The 19299-nt window shown below is 65.4% G+C and carries 16 protein-coding genes and 1 pseudogene; 10 read left to right on the plus strand and 7 right to left on the minus strand.

The features are described 5' to 3' along the window. Positions 1-156 precede the first annotated feature (156 nt). Both H7U20_RS07410 and H7U20_RS07415 read right to left on the minus strand, forming a co-directional pair. On the minus strand, positions 157-3249 hold the full coding sequence (locus tag H7U20_RS07410; protein WP_199518960.1) for an efflux RND transporter permease subunit: 3093 nt from the start codon (positions 3247-3249) through the stop codon (positions 157-159). Continuing rightward, positions 3246-4457 (minus strand): efflux RND transporter periplasmic adaptor subunit, encoded by a 1212-nt coding sequence (locus tag H7U20_RS07415; protein WP_370593102.1) that lies wholly within the window; start codon positions 4455-4457, stop codon positions 3246-3248. The genes H7U20_RS07410 and H7U20_RS07415 overlap by 4 nt, the downstream gene beginning before the upstream one ends. 237 nt (positions 4458-4694) lie before the next feature. Between H7U20_RS07415 and hpnC the strand changes: the two genes are divergently transcribed. The 7 genes and pseudogenes from hpnC to H7U20_RS07450 form a co-directional block, all read left to right on the plus strand. Then, entirely contained in the window at positions 4695-5570 is an 876-nt protein-coding gene (gene hpnC, locus H7U20_RS07420) for a squalene synthase HpnC (protein WP_199518961.1), read from the plus strand. Between the two features lie 132 nt (positions 5571-5702). After that, positions 5703-6536 carry a presqualene diphosphate synthase HpnD gene (gene hpnD, locus H7U20_RS07425; RefSeq protein WP_199518962.1) on the plus strand — a complete coding sequence of 278 codons (834 nt, stop codon included), beginning with the start codon at positions 5703-5705 and terminating at the stop codon, positions 6534-6536. A 4-nt stretch (positions 6537-6540) separates the two neighbouring features. Further along, positions 6541-7941 carry a hydroxysqualene dehydroxylase HpnE gene (gene hpnE, locus H7U20_RS07430; protein ID WP_199518998.1) on the plus strand — a complete coding sequence of 467 codons (1401 nt, stop codon included), beginning with the start codon at positions 6541-6543 and terminating at the stop codon, positions 7939-7941. Positions 7942-8059: 118 nt separating this feature from the next. Then, entirely contained in the window at positions 8060-8215 is a 156-nt protein-coding gene (locus H7U20_RS07435; RefSeq protein WP_199518963.1) for a hypothetical protein, read from the plus strand. Positions 8216-8229: 14 nt separating this feature from the next. Beyond that, complete coding sequence (locus tag H7U20_RS07440; protein ID WP_199518964.1) at positions 8230-9000, plus strand: DUF1700 domain-containing protein; 771 nt, start codon at positions 8230-8232, stop codon at positions 8998-9000. Positions 9001-9034: 34 nt separating this feature from the next. Next, entirely contained in the window at positions 9035-9844 is an 810-nt protein-coding gene (locus H7U20_RS07445) for a head GIN domain-containing protein (RefSeq protein ID WP_199518965.1), read from the plus strand. A 233-nt stretch (positions 9845-10077) separates the two neighbouring features. Continuing rightward, positions 10078-10444: pseudogene (locus tag H7U20_RS07450) on the plus strand (transposase); the annotation flags it as partial. Positions 10445-10649: 205 nt separating this feature from the next. Here H7U20_RS07450 and H7U20_RS07455 read toward each other — a convergent pair. Next, positions 10650-11255 carry a Vps62-related protein gene (locus H7U20_RS07455; protein ID WP_199518966.1) on the minus strand — a complete coding sequence of 202 codons (606 nt, stop codon included), beginning with the start codon at positions 11253-11255 and terminating at the stop codon, positions 10650-10652. A gap of 815 nt (positions 11256-12070) precedes the next feature. Between H7U20_RS07455 and H7U20_RS07460 the strand changes: the two genes are divergently transcribed. Next, a complete protein-coding gene (locus tag H7U20_RS07460; RefSeq protein WP_199518967.1) occupies positions 12071-13237 on the plus strand; it encodes a cellulase family glycosylhydrolase in 1167 nt (388 codons plus the stop codon). A gap of 205 nt (positions 13238-13442) precedes the next feature. Continuing rightward, positions 13443-14555 carry a hypothetical protein gene (locus H7U20_RS07465; protein ID WP_199518968.1) on the plus strand — a complete coding sequence of 371 codons (1113 nt, stop codon included), beginning with the start codon at positions 13443-13445 and terminating at the stop codon, positions 14553-14555. Positions 14556-14693: 138 nt separating this feature from the next. Here the strand turns inward: H7U20_RS07465 and H7U20_RS07470 are convergent, their stop codons facing one another. Further along, positions 14694-15425 (minus strand): hypothetical protein, encoded by a 732-nt coding sequence (locus H7U20_RS07470; RefSeq protein WP_233410566.1) that lies wholly within the window; start codon positions 15423-15425, stop codon positions 14694-14696. Positions 15426-15528: 103 nt separating this feature from the next. Here H7U20_RS07470 and H7U20_RS07475 point away from each other — a divergent pair, with 103 nt between their 5' ends. Continuing rightward, on the plus strand, positions 15529-16410 hold the full coding sequence (locus tag H7U20_RS07475; protein WP_199518969.1) for an AraC family transcriptional regulator: 882 nt from the start codon (positions 15529-15531) through the stop codon (positions 16408-16410). Here the strand turns inward: H7U20_RS07475 and H7U20_RS07480 are convergent. Genes H7U20_RS07480 through H7U20_RS07490 form a run of 3 tightly spaced genes read right to left on the minus strand, consistent with a single transcriptional unit; the run spans position 16405 to position 19182 of the window. Continuing rightward, positions 16405-17202 carry a TatD family hydrolase gene (locus H7U20_RS07480; protein WP_199518970.1) on the minus strand — a complete coding sequence of 266 codons (798 nt, stop codon included), beginning with the start codon at positions 17200-17202 and terminating at the stop codon, positions 16405-16407. The genes H7U20_RS07475 and H7U20_RS07480 overlap by 6 nt on opposite strands. Positions 17203-17204: 2 nt before the next feature. Then, positions 17205-17924 (minus strand): lipoprotein-releasing ABC transporter ATP-binding protein LolD, encoded by a 720-nt coding sequence (lolD, locus tag H7U20_RS07485; RefSeq protein WP_199518971.1) that lies wholly within the window; start codon positions 17922-17924, stop codon positions 17205-17207. Further along, positions 17917-19182 (minus strand): lipoprotein-releasing ABC transporter permease subunit, encoded by a 1266-nt coding sequence (locus H7U20_RS07490; RefSeq protein ID WP_199518972.1) that lies wholly within the window; start codon positions 19180-19182, stop codon positions 17917-17919. The genes lolD and H7U20_RS07490 overlap by 8 nt, the downstream gene beginning before the upstream one ends. Positions 19183-19299 lie beyond the last annotated feature (117 nt).

The following is a 19299-nucleotide window of genomic DNA, read 5'->3' on the forward strand; positions in this document are numbered from 1 at the left end:
CAATGGCTAGACCAACTTAGGATATGAAACCCACTGTGTCAAGGATGGCTCCGCCTGACCTCTGAGGGCCATCATCGGATATGCGCCAAATGTTTGATTTAAAACGAAAAACGGCGGATCCCCCCGGGGGAATCCGCCGTTGCGTTCCATCCTTGACTAAGCGGCGGAACGGGTTTGTGGTTTTTTGACCCGGAACCAGGCGGCGTACAACGCCGGCAGGAACAACAGCGTCAGCGCGGTCGCCAGGATCAGGCCGCCCATGATGGCCACCGCCATCGGCCCCCAGAACACCGAACGCGACAAGGGGATCATCGCCAGCGCGGCGGCGGCGGCCGTCAGGATGATCGGCCGGCAGCGGCGCACGGCCGATTCGACGATCGCGTCCCACGGCTCGGCGCCGCCGGCGATGTCCTGCTCGATCTGGTCGACCAGGATCACCGAGTTGCGGATGATCATGCCGAACAGCGCGATCACGCCAAGGTTGGCGACGAAACCGAGCGGACGGTGCAGCAACAGCAGGGCCATCGCCGCGCCAGCCACGCCCAGCGGACCGGTCAGGAACACCAGCAGCGAACGCGAGAAGCTATGCAGCTGCAACATCAGCAAGGTGAAGATCAAGAAGATCGCCAGCGGCAGGTTGGCCGCGATCGAGGCCTCGGCGGCGCCGCTGTCGGCCGCCGCGCCCTTGACCTGGATGCGGTAGCCGGCCGGCAGCTTGGCGCGCAGCGCGTCGAGTTTCGGATTGACCTGGCCCGACACGGTCGGCCCCTGGATGCCGTCGACCACGTCGGACTGCACGGTGATCGCCCATTCGCGCCCCTCGCGCCAGACCACGCCCGGCTCCCACACGAAGTGGGCGCGGGCCAGCTGGCCGATGGTGACCGACTTGCCGTTTTGCGTGGGAATATTCGTATCGTTCAGGATGGAAATAGTCTGCCGCTCCTCGATCGGCTGGCGGATCTGGATGTCGATCAGCTTGTTATCCTCGCGGAACTTGCCGATGGTCGTGCCGGACAGGATGGTGTTGGCGGCGCGCATCACCGTTTGCGAGGTCACGCCCAGCGCGCGCATCTTGTCCTGGTCCAGGTCCAGCCGCAGCACCTTGATCGACTCGTTCCAATTGTCGTTCACACCCAGGGTGCTGGGGTTGGCGCGCATGATGTCCTTGACCTGGTCGGCGATGGCGCGCACCTTGTCCACCTCGGTGCCGGTGACGCGGAACTGCACCGGATACGGCACCGGCGGCCCGTTCGGCAGCAGCTTGACGCGGCCGCGCACCTCGGGGAAGTCCTGCTTGAAGATGGCGACGATCTTGTCGCGCAGGATGCCGCGGGTGGCCAGGTCCTTCGGCAGCACGACGATCTGCGACACGTTCGACTGCGGGAAGATCTGGTCCAGCGGCAGGTAGAAACGCGGGCTGCCGGTGCCGACGTAGCTGGTGGTGCTGACCACCCCGTCCTGCTTGGCGATGAAGGCCTCGAATTTTTTCACCTGCGCCTCGTTGGCGGCGAAGGTGGTGCCCTCGGGCGACCACAACTCGACCATCAGCTCGGGCCGGCTCGAATCCGGGAAGAACTGCTTCTCGATGAAGTTGAAGCCGTAGACACCCAGCGCGAACACCAGCAGGGTGGTGAGGATGGTGGTCTTGCGGTACTCGACGCACCAGGTGACGACGGCGCGGAACTTGCGGAAGCCCGGCGTGTCGAACAGGTCGTGCTCGTCGCTGGCGTGCGGCTTGACCTTCAGCAACACGTAGCCGATGTAGGGCGTGAACACCACCGCCACCACCCAGGAGATGCACAGCGCCAGCGCATTGACCGAGAACAGCGAAAAGGTGTACTCGCCGGCGGCCGACTTGGCCAGGCCGATCGGCAGGAAGCCGGCCACCGTGATGAGCGTGCCGGTCAGCATCGGCATGGCGGTCGAGGTGTAGGCGAAGGTGGCGGCGTCGAAGCGCGACATGCCCTCCTCCATCTTGCGCACCATCATTTCGACGGCGATGATGGCGTCGTCGACCAGCAGGCCGAGGGCGATGATCAGCGCACCGAGCGAAATCTTGTGCAGGTCGATGTCGAGGATGCGCATGCACAGGAAGGTCACCGACAGCACCAGCGGAATGGTCAGCGCCACCACCAGGCCGGGCCGCACGTCCAGGCGGAAGGGCTTGGTGTGCAGGCCGAGCGCCAGGAAGCTGACGGCCAGCACGATCAGCACCGCCTCGATCAAGGTGTGGACGAACTCGCTCACCGAGGCGGTCACCGCCTCCGGCTGGTTCGACACGCGCTTCAGCTCTATCCCCACCGGCAGCTTGGCGCGCAGCTCGTCGACGGTTTTTTGCATGGCCTTGCCCATGACGATGATGTTGCCGCCCTTCTCCATCGAGACGCCCAGGCCGATCACGTCCTTGCCGTTGAAGCGCATTTTCTCGCGCGGCGGGTCCTGGTACTCACGCTTGATGGTGGCGAAGTCGCCCAGGCGGAAGGTGGTGCCGTTGGCGCGCAGCTCGAACTCCTCCAGGTCCTTGACCGTCTTCAGGGCGCCGGTGACGCGCACCTGCAGGTTGTCGGTCGGCGTGACCAGCACGCCGGTCGACTCGACCGTGTTCTGGCTGGCGATCTGGTTGACGATGGCCTCGAAGGAGATGCCCAACTGGGCGAACTTCTTGTGCGAGAACTCGATGTTGATCTTCTCGTCCTGCACGCCGAACAACTCGACCTTGGACACCAGCGGCACGCCGAGCAATTGCTGGCGCACGAAGTCGGCGTAGTCCTTCATCTCGGCGTAGTTGAAGCCGTTGCCCTCGAGCGCGAAGATGGAGCCGTAGGTGTCGCCGAACTCGTCGTTGAAGAACGGTCCCTGCACGCCGGACGGCAGGGTCGCGACGATGTCGCCGATCTTCTTGCGCACCTGGTACCAGGCGGCGGCGGTGTCCTTGGGCGGCGCCGACTCGCGCAGCTTGAGGATGATCAACGTCTCGCCCGGCTTGGAGTAGGAGCTGATCTCGTCGATGAAGGGGGTTTCCTGCAGCTTCTTTTCCAGCTTGTCGGTGACCTGGTCGGCCATCTGCAAGGCGGTGGCGCCCGGCCAGTTGGCGCGGATCACCATGGCGCGGAAGGTGAACGGCGGGTCCTCGTCCTGGCCCAGGCTGGAATAGCTGAGCATGCCGCCGATCAGCAGCACGGCGATCAGGTAGCGCGTCAGCGGGATATGTTCCAGCGCCCAGCGGGAAAGATTGAAGCCGCCCTTCATTTCGACGCCTCGGCGGTGGCGGCCGGCGCGGTGGCCGACGGGGTGGCCGACGTCGCGGCCGGTGTGGCGGCGGCGGGCTTGACGGCCAGGTCTTCGCCGAGGATCTTGACCTTCTGGCCCGGCTTGAGCAGATTGACGCCGGCGGTGACCACGGTCTGGCCCTCCTTGACGCCGCTGTTCAACACCAGGTCGTTGCCGGCGGCGCCGCCGATGGTCACCGGCACCAGCTTGACGACACCGTTCTCGACCACCCAGACGGAGCTGGCCGATTTCTCATAGAACAGCGCCGTCAGCGGCACCTTGATCTGCGGCGTCGCCGTCTTCGAGGCGAACTGCACCACCGCCGTCATGCCCAGCTTGGCGTCGGCCAGGCTGTCCGGAATCGCCACCTTGACCGTGTAGGTGCGGGTCGACGGGTCGGCCACCGGCGAGATCTCGCGGATCTTGCCGGCCACCGACTGCTGCGGATTGGCCCACAGGCGCACGCGCACGTCGGCGATGCGGCGCAGCACGTCGACCTTGTCCTCCGGCAGGCCGATGACGATCTCCTTCTCGCCCGCCTTGGCCACGCGCACCACCGGCGTGCCGGCGACGACCACCTGGCCGACCTCGGCGTCGACCGAGGTCACCACGCCGTCTATGTCGGCCAGCAAGGTGGCATAGCCGGCCTGGTTGGCCTGGCCGCGATAGGCCGCCATGGCCGAGTCGACGCTGGCCTGGGCCGATTTGAAGGCCGACTCCTTGGTGTCGAGCACGGCCTGGCTGACGAAATTTTTCTCGCGCAATTCCTGATAGCGCTTCAACTCGGCGCGCGCCAGGTCGCGGTTGGTCTCGGCGGCGCGCAACGCGGCCATGGCCTGCGCCTGCGACAGTTGCAGATCCTGCGGATCGAGCTGCATCAGCACCTGGCCTTTTTTCACCAGCGTGCCGACGTCGACCTTGCGCGCGACGATCTTGCCGCCGACCCGGAAGCCCAGGCGCGACTCGATGCGCGCCCTCACCTCGCCGGAAAACTCGGCGTTCACGTCGATGTCGCTGCCGTGCAGCACCATCGCGCGCACCGGACGGATGTCGACGGTCGCTTCGGGCGGTTTGCCGCAGCCGGCCAGCAGCAGCGCGGCGGCGGCGGCGGCCGTTGCCAGCGCCGGCAGACGGGGAATGGGGCGTGACGGAAAGCGGAGGTGGGGCAGGGTTTTCGGGGCGGGCACGGGATTTTCCTTTACTATGCGGGCGATTAGATTGGTCACGACGCGGTGAACTCGACGGCGGCTGCGCGCCGCGGAAGCGCCGTCCCGCCATGAATATGGTCCTAAAGCTTGCTGCTATTTCAAGATGGCACTACTATTACAGGCCGGAAAGTAAATGACTTTCCGTTAAGTAATTATAATCAGGTCAAATCCGTTTGCAAATGACTTTCGCGTCATTAATATAAATTATTCGCTTTTATGCCTGTCGACCACTACGAAAATTTCCCGGTTGCATCAATTTTGTTGCCCCGCCGTCTACGCCCCGCCGTCGAAGCGATCTACGCCTTCGCCCGCAGCGCCGACGATCTGGCCGACGAGGGCGACGCCACGCCGGAACAACGCCTCGCCGCCCTGGCCGCCTACGAGACGGCGCTGGACCGCATCGAACGGGGCGAAACCGGCCACGATCCGCTGTTCGAACGGCTGGCCGGCGTCGTCGCCCAGTACCAGCTGCCGCTGCGGCCGTTGCGCGACCTGCTGTCCGCCTTCAAGCAGGACGTCAGCGTCAGCCGCTACGCCAGCTACGACGCCCTGCTCGACTACTGCGCCCGCTCGGCCAACCCGGTCGGCCTGATGATGTTAACACTGTACCAACAAGCCGATGAAGAGAATGTACGCGATTCCGACGCCATCTGCACGGCCCTACAGCTCATCAATTTCCTGCAGGACGTGGCGATCGACCTGCACAAGGAACGCATCTACCTGCCGCTGGAGGACCTGAACCGCTACGCCATCTCGCCGGCCGCGCTGGGCCACGTCGACGCGCGGCCGCGCTGGCGCTCGATGATGAAGTTCGAAGTCGAGCGCACCCGCGCCCTGATGCTGAGCGGCGCGCCGCTGGCGCTGCGCCTGCGCGGCCGCATCGGCTTCGAGCTGCGCCTGGTGGTGCAAGGCGGCCTGGCCATCCTCGACGCCATCGAAGCGGTCGAATACGATGTCTTCCGCCGTCGGCCGCAGCTGGTCAGGCGCGACTGGCTGCGCATCTTCTGGCGCGCGTTGCGCATGAAAAGCCAGCTGAAGGCGCGCGCCAAGGTGCAGCAGGGGCGCGTGCGCATCAGCCAGGAAACCCAATAGAGCGCGGCGTTGGCGCGCAGTCGGCGCCACAATCAACGTAAAAATGCCGGATCGGGGGAGCAAAAGGCCCCTCGCCAAGCGCGCCGCCCTATAGAATAGCGGCTTCGATTGTCACCCCTTGCATTTTTGACCATGTCCCCCGACGAATACTGCCAGCAAAAAACCGCCCAGAGCGGTTCCAGTTTCTACTACAGCTTCCTGTTCCTGACGCCGGAGCGGCGCCGCGCCATCACCGCGCTGTACGCCTTCTGCCGCGAGGTGGACGACACCGTCGACGAATGCACCGATGAATCGATCGCCCGCGTCAAGCTGGCCTGGTGGCGCACGGAAATCGCCGGCATGTACGAGGGCAAGCAAAGCCATCCGGTGACCCAGGCGCTGCAACCGCATCTGCAAACCTACAATCTGCAGCAACAGCATCTGCAGGCCATCATCGACGGCATGGAGATGGATCTGAACCAGACCCGCTACCTCGACTATCCGGCGCTGCAACGCTATTGCTGGCACGTGGCCAGCGTGGTCGGCATCCTGTCGGCCAGCATCTTCGGCGCGACCAAGCCGGAAACCCTGGTGTATGCCGAAAAGCTGGGCCACGCCTTCCAGCTGACCAACATCATCCGCGACGTCGGCGAGGACGCCCGCAAGGGCCGCATCTATCTGCCGATCAACGAGTTGCAACAGTTCGGCGTCACGGCGGCCGACCTGCTCAACGCCCGCCACAGCGAGAACTTCGAGAACCTGATGAAGTTCCAGGTGGCCCGCGCCCAAGTGGCCTACGACGAAGCCTTCGCCCTGCTGCCCAAGGAAGACCGGCGCGCCCAGCGTCCCGGCCTGATCATGGCGGCCATCTACCGCACCCTGCTGACCGAGGTCGAGGCGGACGGCTACCACGTGCTCAAGCAGCGCATCTCGCTGACGCCGATCCGCAAACTGTGGCTGGCCTGGAAGACCTACGTTCGTGGCTGATGGCATGGGCGGCAAGAACGTCGCCGTGATCGGCGCCGGCTGGGCCGGCTGCGCGGCGGCGGTGGAACTGGCCCGCGCCGGCCACCAGGTCACCCTGTTCGAGGCCGCCCGCACGCTGGGCGGCCGGGCCCGCCGGGTCGCCACCGACCGCCGGCAGCTCGACAACGGCCAGCACATCCTGCTCGGCGCCTACCGTGAAACCCTGCGCCTGATGGCGCTGCTCGGCGTTTCGCGTGAGGCCGCCCTGCTCGATCTGCCGCTGCAAATGCGCTACGCGCCGCACGCCGGCGGCATGGACTTTGTCGCGCCGCGCCTGCCGGCGCCGCTGCACCTGCTGGTCGCCCTGCTGCGCGCCAAGGGCCTGGCGCGCGCCGACAAGATGTCCTTGGCGCGTTTTTCCAGCACGGCGCGCTGGATGGGTTGGCAGTTGCACAAGGATTGCAGCGTCAGCGAACTGCTGCAACGCTTCGACCAGACCGACCGGCTGATCCAGCTCATGTGGCGCCCGCTCTGCCTGGCGGCGCTGAACACGCCGCCCGAGCGCGCCTCGGCCCAGGTCTTCCTCAACGTGCTGCGCGACAGCCTGGGCGCCAAACGCGCCGCCTCCGACATGCTGCTGCCGCGCGTCGACCTGAGCGCGCTGCTGCCCGACGCCGCCGCCGCCTACATCAAGCAGCGCGGCGGCACCGTGCGTAGCGGCGCCAAGGTACGCCGTCTGCAACGCCAGGCCGACGACGCCAAGGCCGGCGCCGACGCCGCCGGCAGTTGGCGCCTGGAGGTCAGCGGCGAGGCCGTCGGCGGCACCTGGAGCGCCGCTTTCGACGGCGTGGTGCTGGCCTGCGCGCCGCCCCAGGCCGCCGTGCTGCTGCACGAGATCGCCGACACCGAGGCCGGCGTGGCCCAGCTGTGCGTCCAGCTGACCGCCTTCGAGGCCGAAAGCATCACCACCTGCTACCTGCAATACGACCCGGCGCTGCGCCTGGACCTGCCGATGTACGCGCTGGTTGACGCGCCCGAGCGCTACCACTGGGGCCAGTTCGTCTTCGACCGCGGCCAGCTCGACGCCGCCCAGGCCGGTCTGCTGGCGGTGGTGGTCAGCGCCTCGGCCGAGGCCGCCGCCATGGCCCAGCCGCTGCTGGCCGAAGCCATCGCCGTGCAGCTGGCCACCGTGTTCGAGCGGCCCGAGCTGGGCACGCCGCAGTGGTTCAAGGTCATCACCGAGAAGCGCGCCACCTTCGCCTGCACGCCGGGACTGCAACGTCCGGCCAACGCCACCGGCCTGGCCGGCCTGGCCATCGCCGGCGACTACACCGCCGGCGACTACCCGGCCACCCTGGAGTCGGCCGTGCGCAGCGGCGTGACGGCCGCCGCCGGCCTGTGGGACGCGCCGCGCCGACCCGGCTGATCCACGCTGTATGTCGTCTGCTCCGCCAAATATGCAGCCTGTCGCATACCGGTGTCCGTCCGCCGTCCGTTTCCGTACAGTGGCAACATCGACCCACGCAGCACGACTGGACACCATCATGAACCTCCGCCTCCGCCTCAAGACCATCGCCGTGCTCGCCTTCGTGGCGGCCAGCACCGTGGCCATCGTGCACGCCGAAGTTGGCGCGCCGGAGAGCACGGCGGACCATCCATCACACATGCACGCGGGCAACATGCCGGCGTTGCAATACTAAGCTAAGCGCACACCATGGGTAAGCTGGAATACCTCGACGCGCTCAAACGGGCCATGGCGGGATTGCCGCCGGAGACCGTGGCCAAGACCCTGGCCTACTACGAGCAGCGTTTCATCGACGGCCTGGCCGCCGGCCTGAGCGAGGCGGAGATCCATGCCCAGCTCGACGAGCCGCGCAAGATCGCCATGACCCTGCGCGCCAACCGCCACCTCAACAGTTTCACGCAGAGCAAGAACCCGGTCAGCCTGGCGCGCATGCTGGTGTCCTTCATCGGCCTGGCCATCTTCAACCTGTTCATGCTGATCCCGGCGATGGTGTACGGCTGCCTGCTGCTCACCGTCTACATTTCGGCGATGACGTTTTACGTCAGCGGCATCGCCGTGACGGCCAGCGCCCTGTCCGGCCAGAACGAACTGGTGCTGGAGGGACCGCTGCGCCACCTCATCATCGACAACGACGGCGACGACGACGACCTGGCCCAGGCCAAAATGGCCATCAACGAAATGGGCATCCAGATCTACCGCGATCCCAAGACGGCCTCGGCGCGGCCGGACGACGGCAGCAAGCCCAAGCTGCTGGAGCGGGCCGAAGCGGTGGCCGGCGGCGGCCTGCACATCACCACCGAACTCGACAGCGGAGCGCGCAGCACGCAAACCTTCGTCGGCCTCGGCCTGGTGCTGGCCGGCATCGTCTTGTCGATGGTCAGCGTGGTGGTGACGCGCTACACGGTGCTCGGCGCCAAACGCTATGCGGCGATGAATTTTTCGCTGCTGAGGGGGCGATGATGCGCCCGTCCGCCAGCAAACAGGAGGGCCGCCCATGCGCTCGCTAATCAAACTCGGCGTCGGCATGCTGCTGCTGGCCTTCGTGCTGATCGGCATTTCGTACAGCATGCTGCGCGCCTACGGCAGCGCCAACCCGTCCAGCGCGGCGGGCCGGGCGCCCGCCAGCGAAGTGCGCACTGTCGGCCGCAACGTCACCATCGTCGAGCTGAACGGCCCGATCGACCTGACCCTGCGCCAGGGCAGCACGCCCTTCCTCAAGGTGCGCGGCGAACAACGCCTGCTGGGCAATATCGAAACCGTGCAGGAAGGCGGCACCTTGCACATCGGCACCAAGGGCATGCTGCTGCACCACCGCCGGCCGCTGCAGGTCGAACTGGTGTTGCCGGCGCTCGAGCAACTCGACGTGCGCGGCAACGGCGACAGCACCATCAACGGCTTCAGTGGCGAGCGCGTCTCGCTGCAGCTCTACGGCAGCGGCAACATCACCTTCAACGGCCGCTACAAGCAGGTCTCCGCCGGCGTGCACGGCAGCGGAGACATCAACATGAACACCGGCAACAGCGACGCGGTCGAGCTGGAAATGGTCGGCTCGGGGCGGCTGGTCTCGGCCGGCGCCTGCAAGGATCTGAGCGCCGAGTTGACCGGTTCGGGCGACCTGGACGCCCGCCATTTGGCCTCGGACAAGGTGCGCGTGCACCTGAAGGGTTCGGGCACCACCCAGGTGTTCGCCCGCCGCGAGGCCGACCTGGAGCTGCGCGGCAGCGGCGACATCCGCGTCTACGGCAATCCCGACCAGCGCAACGTCAACCGCACCGGCTCGGGCGAGGTCAGCTGGAACCACTAGGCAAGTCGCCGGAGACTTAGCTTAAAAACGCGGCTTGCCGCGTTTTTTTGTGGGTGCTGAAATACGAAACTTCGGCATGAAAACACAAGTCGATTGCCGGGAGTCGGGCGCTTCCGCCCCGAAGCGGCGTTGTTGCATAAAGCGTCAGTAGTGACGTCTGATGTTTACGCGCAGCAGGCCGTGCAGCGGGGCTGTTAACGTTTACCGGACTTGCGTAGATTCTGATCTTTTGCCTAATTCGCTTGCCGCTGCGCGCGCTGCAGGGCTTCGCAACGAGCATGACGAAGCTCGCTTTTCCCGATTTGCCCCGTGCCCAACTACCCGACGCTGTCGCGCCGCGCGCACGATCTCGATCAAATCCCGCCAGACACGAGCATTGATATCGTCAGCGGCGATAGTGCTTACGACACCAGGCAATGCCACGCGGCCATCGCCCGGCGCAATGCCGAGCCGTCGATCCCGCCGCGCGATGGAGCGGCGCCCTGGCCACAACGCACACCGGGCACGGCATGGCGCAACGCGGCGATCGACGCCATCGCCGCCGACAGTCGGCGCCACTGGAAGGCAGTCAGCGGCTACCACCGGCGCTCGCTCGCCGAAACACGAGATGTTTGCTGAAAATCCTCTACGCTCGAACCTACATGACCTTTGCGGCCCGCATGCTTACGCTGCCGCATGGATCGCTTACAACTGACAGGCCCGCGCCGGGGGAGCCATTGAACGCCAGCGCGAGAGCGATGGCGGACCGTGTTGTAATGACAACGGCACCGCCACTGCGGCGAGCATGCGCGGAAACGCTCTCCCCCTACTGCCCAACACACTGCTGAAGCATGTTCGCAGCAGGATTGGCCGTACCGCCATTGAGTGTGAGGAAAGCGCCCGTCGGGATAGGAATCATCGTCGTGCCACCGGGGGTCGGAGTAAAGTTGCTTGGGTCTAACACTGCGATGCCCAGCATGAGGTCGGCCCCACCGGAGATGCCCGCGGTGCTCCAGATTTCAACCGCAGTGCCTGGCACTGCAAATTGTTCCAGCACACACGCTACATGAAAGGTAGGCGTCCCGTTATTGGTGAACGTTGCACCCAGGGCGACATAACCTGCCGGCGCAGTAGGAACAAACAGATAGCCATTTTCCCCGCCAGTCACACCTTCGGTACTCCACACCTGGGTCCATCCGGTGGAGGGGACGACATTGACGCCGTCAACGGCGGCCACCAGAAAAGAGGATGCAGGGATGCTATCGGTGATGGCCATGGAACCGAACTGCAGGAAACCATACGGCAAATTGCCGTCCGGATTTACAAACGATCCATTTTCACCGCCGTTCACCCCACCGGTGTTCCAGCCGTCCTGCGCGCCACTGTAATAGGCTAAATTGATCATGTTAACGGTTTGGGTTGCGTTGCTCATTTCAAACTCCTTCAAGGTTGGTTGATTGCAGATACACTGCAGAAGAGGTATTACATTGCTCGGCGTGCACCGGGCCATGGCGCGTCCAGCGATGGGCCCTTTCATCCTTCATACAAACGCCGTTTGCGCGCCACCGCAAGCGGAGCTGGCTATACACCATGGCGTGGCAGCGAGGGCGGACTTGCCCATACCACGACGAGTCTGGTTCATAGCGATCCTCGTTGGGTGGATTCAAACAAGCGCGACCAGCATGTTGGCGGCGCTTTGCAATTCGAATACCTTGGGGTCAGCTTAGGGCTACGTAGATGGCGCAGTAAGTATCTTCACGTAACACTAGGAGTGTTACCTTGAACCTGCCGGTTATGCCGGCCAGGCCCACACATCAGGCAGCCCAGTTCAACTGCATTGACGCCTGCGCCGGACGAAAAAAAAGCCCTTGAAAATCAGAGGCCTTCTTTTCTTGACTGCCGGGACCGGCAGCACATGCCGATTCCGGAATTATTCCCACTCCGAAATCCGGCCGGCGCCGGATTGTTCCGGTCTAACCTATGGCCGCAACAACATGCGCGAGCGTGCCAATGGCGGTTGAACCAGTCACACGATCGGCGCCCGTTCCGCTTGCCCCGCCCGCCCATAGACCCCTTCTCGGCAACGTGACGAAACGCCCACCGGCTACACTCCTTGCGCCGCCTCCGCCCATGAGCATCCATCGTCAACCTCCCGTCCCGACCAAAATAGTTATCAGTTAATGATGCTAACAAGGTAATATTTCAACCAGTCATCAATATCCATCCACTTAGATTGGAACAACCACGATGCGTCTCAAGAAGCTCCTTACCGCGACTGTGTTCGCCCTCCTCGCCGGCAGCGCGTTCGCCGGCCCCCTCAGCGTCAGCAACGGCCAGTTCATCAAGGACGGCAAGCCCTATTATGGCGTCGGCATCAATTATCACGATGCCTTCGCGCGCTACGCGGCCAATGGCAACGACATGACGTGGAAGACCGGATTGGCGACGCTGAAGAGCTATAACGTCCCCTTCATCCGCATCGGCACGACCGGTTTCTATCCCAACGACATCAATGCCAACTATCTGAACCGGAAAGCGGTGTTCTACGCGCGGCTCGACGCCTTCATGGACGAGGCCGCCGCCCAGGGCATCGGCGTGGTGCTCGACTTGTTCTTCAACTGGACGGCGTATGCCGACATCAAGGGCGAACATATGCCCGCCTGGGGCGACCACAATAGCGAGACCCGCAAGTTGATGCGCAGCATCACGACCGAAATCGTCACGCGCTACAAGGATCACCGCGCCTTGTGGGCCTGGGAATTTGCCAACGAAGCCAACGCCCTGATGGACTTGCCCAATGACAATAGCCAATGGATGCCGAGTTCCCCGGCGAACCAATCGCCACTGCGCACCACGGCCGACAATATCGTCCCGGCGACCATCATCAACGCATTGGCCGACTTCGCCACCACCGTGCGTTCGATCGACAGCCGCACACCCATCTTCAGCGGCAACGACCGTCCGCAGCAGAGCGCCTACCATCTCAGCCTGACACCGCTGAGCTGGGCGCAGGACACCCCGGCGCAATTCGGCGCCATGATGAGCCGCAACGACCCGGCGCCCCTCGACACCTTGTCCATCCATCTGTATCAGACGGCGGAGGGGAAATACTTCGGCAGTCTTTACAGCACCTATAACGACATCATCGCCGCCGCCATGGCCCAGTCGGCGATCGATGGCCGGCCCCTGTTCCTGGGCGAGTTCGGCGCGATCGAGGTGACGGCGACGGCGGGCAACCATGGCAAGTTCGACCAGGTCGCCGCCGCCATCCTCGCCAACCGGGTGCAAATGTCCTCGCTGTGGGTCTACGATCTGACACACCAGAACGCCACCTGGAACATCACCACCACCAACGCGCGGGCCTACCAGCTCGACGCGATCAAGACCATGAACGAGAAAATGGGCCACTGGTAGTCCGCAAGCCGTAGCGACAGGTCCGCGCTGTGGCGCGAGACGCGCCGCAGCGCGCGCATGCCGAAACGCGCAAACCATCCGCCGTCAAAGTGAGAATGGGTGAGAATTTTTTCCGGAAGTTGGGCGCACTATGGCAGCGCAACGCTGACAAAAACGAGTCGACCGAGAGGCCGTCGACTCAAGTGCCCGCTGAAAGGAAATCAAATTGAAAAAAATCCTCACCCTGCTGGGCATACTGCTACTGAGCGCCTGCACCACCCCCTTCCATCCCCCCGTCACGGTGCGCGACAGCAAACCCTTCGCCGGCATGGCGCAGTTGCTGGCGGAGAGTCCGAACAAGCAGCTCGACGTCATCCTGATCCACGGCATGTGCACCCACAACCGGCAATGGGCGGTCAACACCATCAACATCATGGCCAAGGCGGCCGACCAGGCCTACATCCCGCTGCCCGCGCCGACCGACAAGGCCGCCCCGTCGGGCCAGGAGATCGAGGTGGTGACCGCCACCACCAAGGTCGGCGGCGGCACGATCCGCTTCAACGCGCTGATCTGGTCCGGCCTGACGGCGCCGCTCAAGCAACTGCTCGCCTACGACGACACCGGCACGCCGACCAACTGCGCCGTCGACGCCGAATGCAAACCGCAGCGCGCCAGTGTCAACGGCAAATTGAAGGACACGCTGCTCAACGACTGCCTGTCCGACGCCATCATCTACCAGGGCGACAGCAAGGACGTCATCGGCAAGGCGCTGGTTGCCGCCATCACCAACGTCATGGAGGACAAGGCCAAGGCCGGCCGCGACGACGGCGCGGCCGTGCCGCTGGTCCTGGTGGCCGAAAGCCTCGGCAGCAAGATGACCTTCGACGCGCTCAACAGCATGCTCCAGAACGAGGAGACGCGCGGCAAGCGGGCCGCCAACACGCTGGCCGACCGCATCGCCACCCTGTACATGGCCGCCAACCAGCTGCCCCTGCTTAGCCTGGCCGAGCGCGCCACCCGCCTGGCGCTGGAGAACAAACAGATGCGCCGCACCGACTCGCTGAGCCAGTTCCTCGACCAGTTGCCGAAGCGGCGCAGCATCGTCAGGCCGCTGACGCTGGTGGCCTTCACCGATCCGAACGACCTGCTGTCCTACCTGCTGCTGCCGGCCCACTACGACAGCAGCAAGGTCGCCATCGCCAACGTCCTGGTCTCCAACGACAAGACCTACTTCGGCCTGCTGGAAAACCCCTACGCGGCGCACACCGGCTACCTGCAGAACGCCGATGTGGCGCAGGCGATCGTCTGCGGCCTGCCGGACGGCGGCCACTGCAAATAAGCCACAGTGCCGCGGCGTTGCGGCGGCCGTTGCGGCGCCCGGCGAGGCCGCCATGCGCGACGGCGACGGCGCGGGCGTTGGCGCCGGCGGCGGCGAGGCCGAAGAGCGCAAGGCGCGCGCCCTCCGGCCAAGCACCGGCTAGTGGTTCACTTTCCCCGGCAGCGACAAATTCCCGGACGCGACCTTGAACACGTCGGCCACGCACAGCAGCGGATTGTGCACGCTGGCGTTGACCCGCAGCGCGGCGGTCACGCCGTCGAAGCCGGCCTCCTGCACGACGCCGATGTCGTCGAACGGCACCCGCACTTCCACCGTTCCGCCCTTGAAGCTCGGGCTCCAGCCGGGACTGTCGATCAGGATGGGCAGGCCGGGCCAAGTCTTGGGCAGGTGCGGTTTGCTGCCGCTCGGAATATCGACCACCTTCAACGCGCCCTTGCCGCAAGCCTGGTCCGGCTTCAGCACCACCCAATGCGAATGCCAGGCGCCCAAGGGGGCGGGGAATAGCGGCGTGTCGTCGAAATCGGGGTGCGAGGTCACGGCGAAGGCCAGAATGCCGCTGCCGGCATCGAAGCCGACGACCGCCGGGTCCATCGTCGTCGGCCAGACGTAGGAAAACACCGTGCTGCCGCCAAGCTGTCCCGTCGCGCTCGGCTTGTTCGCGCCGGCGGCGCCGGAAACGTGCATGTGGAACACCGCCACATTGCCTTCGGTGACGATCTTCGCGTGCACAATATCGAAGGGCGCGGCCGTGCCGGCCTGCGGTTTGACCTGGATGCCACCGTTGTGCTCGCCATGGGCCTGGGCCGTCGCGGCCACGCCTAAGGCCACGCCGGCGCAGGAAATGAGGGAAATGCAGCGCTGTAATGTCATGACTATCTTTCGTGAGGTTAAGGAGACAACAGAGCCAGTGTGAGCCAGACCTCGACGTGATAGGATTCAATTTATCCATTTTTCATACCAATTCGTCCACACCATGGCCATCCCCGCCGCCGCCCCCCTAGACCGACTCGCCGCCCTGCTCGACCGTTTCCCCGTGCGTGCCCACCTCTTCCACTCCGGCCCCCTGTGCGGCGTCAGCCATTTTGCGGCGCAAGCGGGACGGGGATTTTTGCATGTGCTGCGCAAGGGCAGCATGGAACTGGCCGCGCCTGCGGGTCCGGGCGGCGCCAGGATCGTCGTCAACGAGCCCAGCCTGTTGCTCTACCCGCGCGCGCTGACGCACACCTTCCACAACGCGCCGGCCGACGGCCCCGACTTCACTTGCGCCACGCTCGACTTCGACGGCGCCCACCGCCATCCCCTGGTGCGCGCCCTGCCGCCGCAACTGATTGTGCCGCTGCAGCGGATCGACGGACTCGATGCCACGCTCGCCTTGCTGTTTCGCGAAACCGACCGGGTGCGCTGCGGCCACCGCTTGATGGCCGACCGCCTGTTCGACGTGGTGCTGTTACAGGTCTTGCGCTGGTTGCTGGACCATCCCGGCGAAGCGGGCGTCGACTTCGGCCTGATCGCCGGCTTGGCCGACCCCGCCCTCGCCCGCGTGCTGACCGCCTTGCACCAGCAACCGGGCGCGCCCTGGAGTCTGGAAGCGATGGCGGCCACGGCGGGCATGTCGCGCAGCGCCTTCGCGCTGCGCTTCAAGCACTGCATGGAACAGACCCCGGCCGACTATCTGGCCGACTGGCGGCTGGGCATCGCCCAGGCCCAACTGAGAAAGGGACGCGCGGTCAAGCTGATCGCCGACGAACTCGGCTATGCCAACGCCTCCGGGCTGTCCCGCGCGTTCACGCAGCGCCTGGGCATGTCGCCGCGCACCTGGTTGATGCAGGCGCGCGAGCCGGCAACTACCTCATAGCAAGGCCGCCATACGCGGCAGCGCGGCGCGGGCGTTGGCGCCGGTGGCGGCGGCCACCGCGTCGACGGACAGGCCGCGCAACTCGGCCAACACGGCGCCGATGCGGGGAATCTGGTCCGGACTGTTGCGGCCCGGGTGGACCCAGCTCGGCGCAATGTCCGGCGCGTCCGTCTCCAGCACGATGGCCGACATCGGCAGTTCGGCCGCCATGCGGCGGATCTGCAGCGCGCGGGTGAAGGTCATGGCGCCGCCGAAGCCGAGCTTGAAACCGAGGTCGATATAACCCTGCGCCTGCTGGAAGCTGCCGTTGAAGGCGTGGGCGATGCCGCCGGCCGGCCGGATCTGGCGCGCGTGTTTGAGCACCACATCCTGCGAGCGGCGCACGTGCATCAGCACCGGCAACTCGAAGTCGCGGGCGATGCGCAACTGCTCGCGGAAGAAGTGGATCTGCTTGTCGCGCATGGCCGGCTCGCTCAGCATCGGAATGAAGAAGTCCAGCCCGATCTCGCCGATCGCCACCATGCGACTGTCGGCCATGGCGGCGCCTACCCGTGCGCGCAGCGCCAGCAGGTCGTCCTCGCTGGCCTGCGGCACGTAGATCGGATGGATGCCCAGCGCGTAGCAGGCGTTGTCGATGCCGCCGGCCAGCCCGGCCACCACGTCGAAATTGGCCCGCTCCACCGCCGGCACCACGATCATCCCGACGCCCTCGGCGCGCGCCAGCGCCGCTTGCGCCGCCGATTCGCCGCCGAATTCATGCGCGTCCAGATGACAGTGGGTGTCGATCCACATGCTTACTCCTGATACGGCTGCAGGCCCTCGTCGGTCAGACGCAGGATGCGGTCGCAGCGGCGCGCCAGTTCGATGTCGTGGGTGACGATGACGAAGGCGGTGCCGAGGGTGCGCGACAGCTCCAGCATCAGATCGAAGATGGTCTGCGCGGTGGCGTGGTCGAGGTTGCCGGTCGGCTCGTCGGCCAGCACGCAGGCCGGCTGCGTCACCAGCGCGCGCGCCAGGGCGACGCGCTGGCGCTCGCCGCCGGACAATTCGCCCGGCACGTGGGTGACCCGCTTGGCCAGGTTGACCCGTGCCAGGATCTGCTGCGCCACGCTGCTCGCCTCGCTGCGTTTGACGCGGCGTATCATCAGCGGCATGGCGACGTTGTCGAGCGCGGTGAACTCCGGCAGCAGGTGGTGGAACTGGTAGACGAAGCCGAGCGAGGCGTTGCGCAGGTCGCCGCGCGCTTTCTCGTTCAGGCTGGCGAAGTCCTGGCCCAGCAGGGTGACGCTGCCGCGCGTCGGCGTGTCCAGCCCGCCGAGCAGATGCAGCAGGGTCGACTTGCCGGAGCCGGAGGCGCCGACGATGGCGACGCGCTCACCGCGCCGCACGTCGATGTCGATGCCGTTCAACACCTGCACCGAATAGCTGCCCTGGGTGAAGGTCTTGCCCAGGCCACGGCAGGACAGCACCGGGGTGCTTGTGTCGAAGGTGGGCGATTGGTTCAGATCACTCATAGCGCAGCGCCTCCGCAGGTTTGACGCGGGCGGCCCACCAGCTCGGGTAGATGGTGGCGAGGAAGGCCAGCACCACGGCCACGCCGCCGATCTTGCACACGTCCGGCCAGCGCAGGTCGGACGGCACCGAACTGATGTAGTAGATATCCTTCGACAAGAACTGCACTCCCAATAAATGTTCGATAAACGGCACGATCACGTCGACGTTGAGCGCCACCAGCACGCCGCCCGCCACACCGCAGAAGGTGCCCAAAATGCCCACCAGCGCGCCCTGGATCATGAAAATCTTCATGATCGAGCGGGGCGAGGCGCCCAGCGTGCGCAGGATGGCGATGTCGGCCTGCTTGTCGGTCACCGTCATCACCAGGGTCGAGACCAGGTTGAAGGCGGCCACCGCGATGATCAGGGTGAGGATGATGAACATCATGCGCTTCTCGGTTTGCACGGCGGCGAACCAGTTGGCGTTGAGCTTGGACCAGTCGCGCATGATCAGGTCACCCGACATGCTGCGTTTCAAATCCAGCGCCACCTGCGGCGCGCGGTGCATGTCGACCAGGCGCAGACGCAAGCCGGACGGCGCGTCCAGGCGCAGCAGTTTTTCCGCGTCGGTGATGTGGACGAAGGCCAGCGCCGAGTCGAACTCGTTGTGGCCCGCCTCGAAGATGCCGGTGACGGTGAACGAGCGCATGCGCGGCAGCACGCCGGCCGGCGTGGCCTGGCCCTGCGCCAGCGCCAGGGTGACCTTCTCGCCCAGGTTGACGCGCAGCGCGCGCGCCAGCTCGATGCCCAGCACGATGTTGTAGGCGCCCGGCTGCAGCGCGTTGAAGCTGCCGCGCTTGACCTGCGAGGCGACGTCGGAGACGTTCGGCTCCTGCTCCGGCAGCACGCCACGGATGATCGATGGGCGCAGCACGTCGTCGCGCACCAGCATGCCCTGGGTCTCGACGAAGGGCGCCGCGCCGGTCACCTCGGGATTGCGGCGCGCCTCGGCGGCGGCGGCGACCCAGTTCGGCATGGCGCCGCGGGCGTCGAAGATCTCGACGTGGGCCAGCACCGACAGCATGCGGTCGGTGACCTCCTTCTGAAAGCCGTTCATCACCGACAGCACGACGATCAGGGCCGCCACGCCCAGGCCGATGCCGGCCATCGAGATCAGCGAGATGAAGGAGATGAAGCTATTGCGGCCGCTGCGCCGGCCGGCGCGGGTGTAGCGCAGGCCGACCAGCCATTCGAACGGCAGATTCTGGATAATACTCATGGGCTCCAAAGACGGTGAAAACGTGTGAGCCCGCAGTGTGCCATATAAACAGCGTTCCATGCGTGAAACCCCGGGACTGCCCTATGCCAGTGCTGTAACAAGAAGCCCTGGATTTAT

The sequence above is a fragment of the Rugamonas violacea genome (genome assembly GCF_016461825.1).
GTDB lineage: Bacteria > Pseudomonadota > Gammaproteobacteria > Burkholderiales > Burkholderiaceae_D > Rugamonas.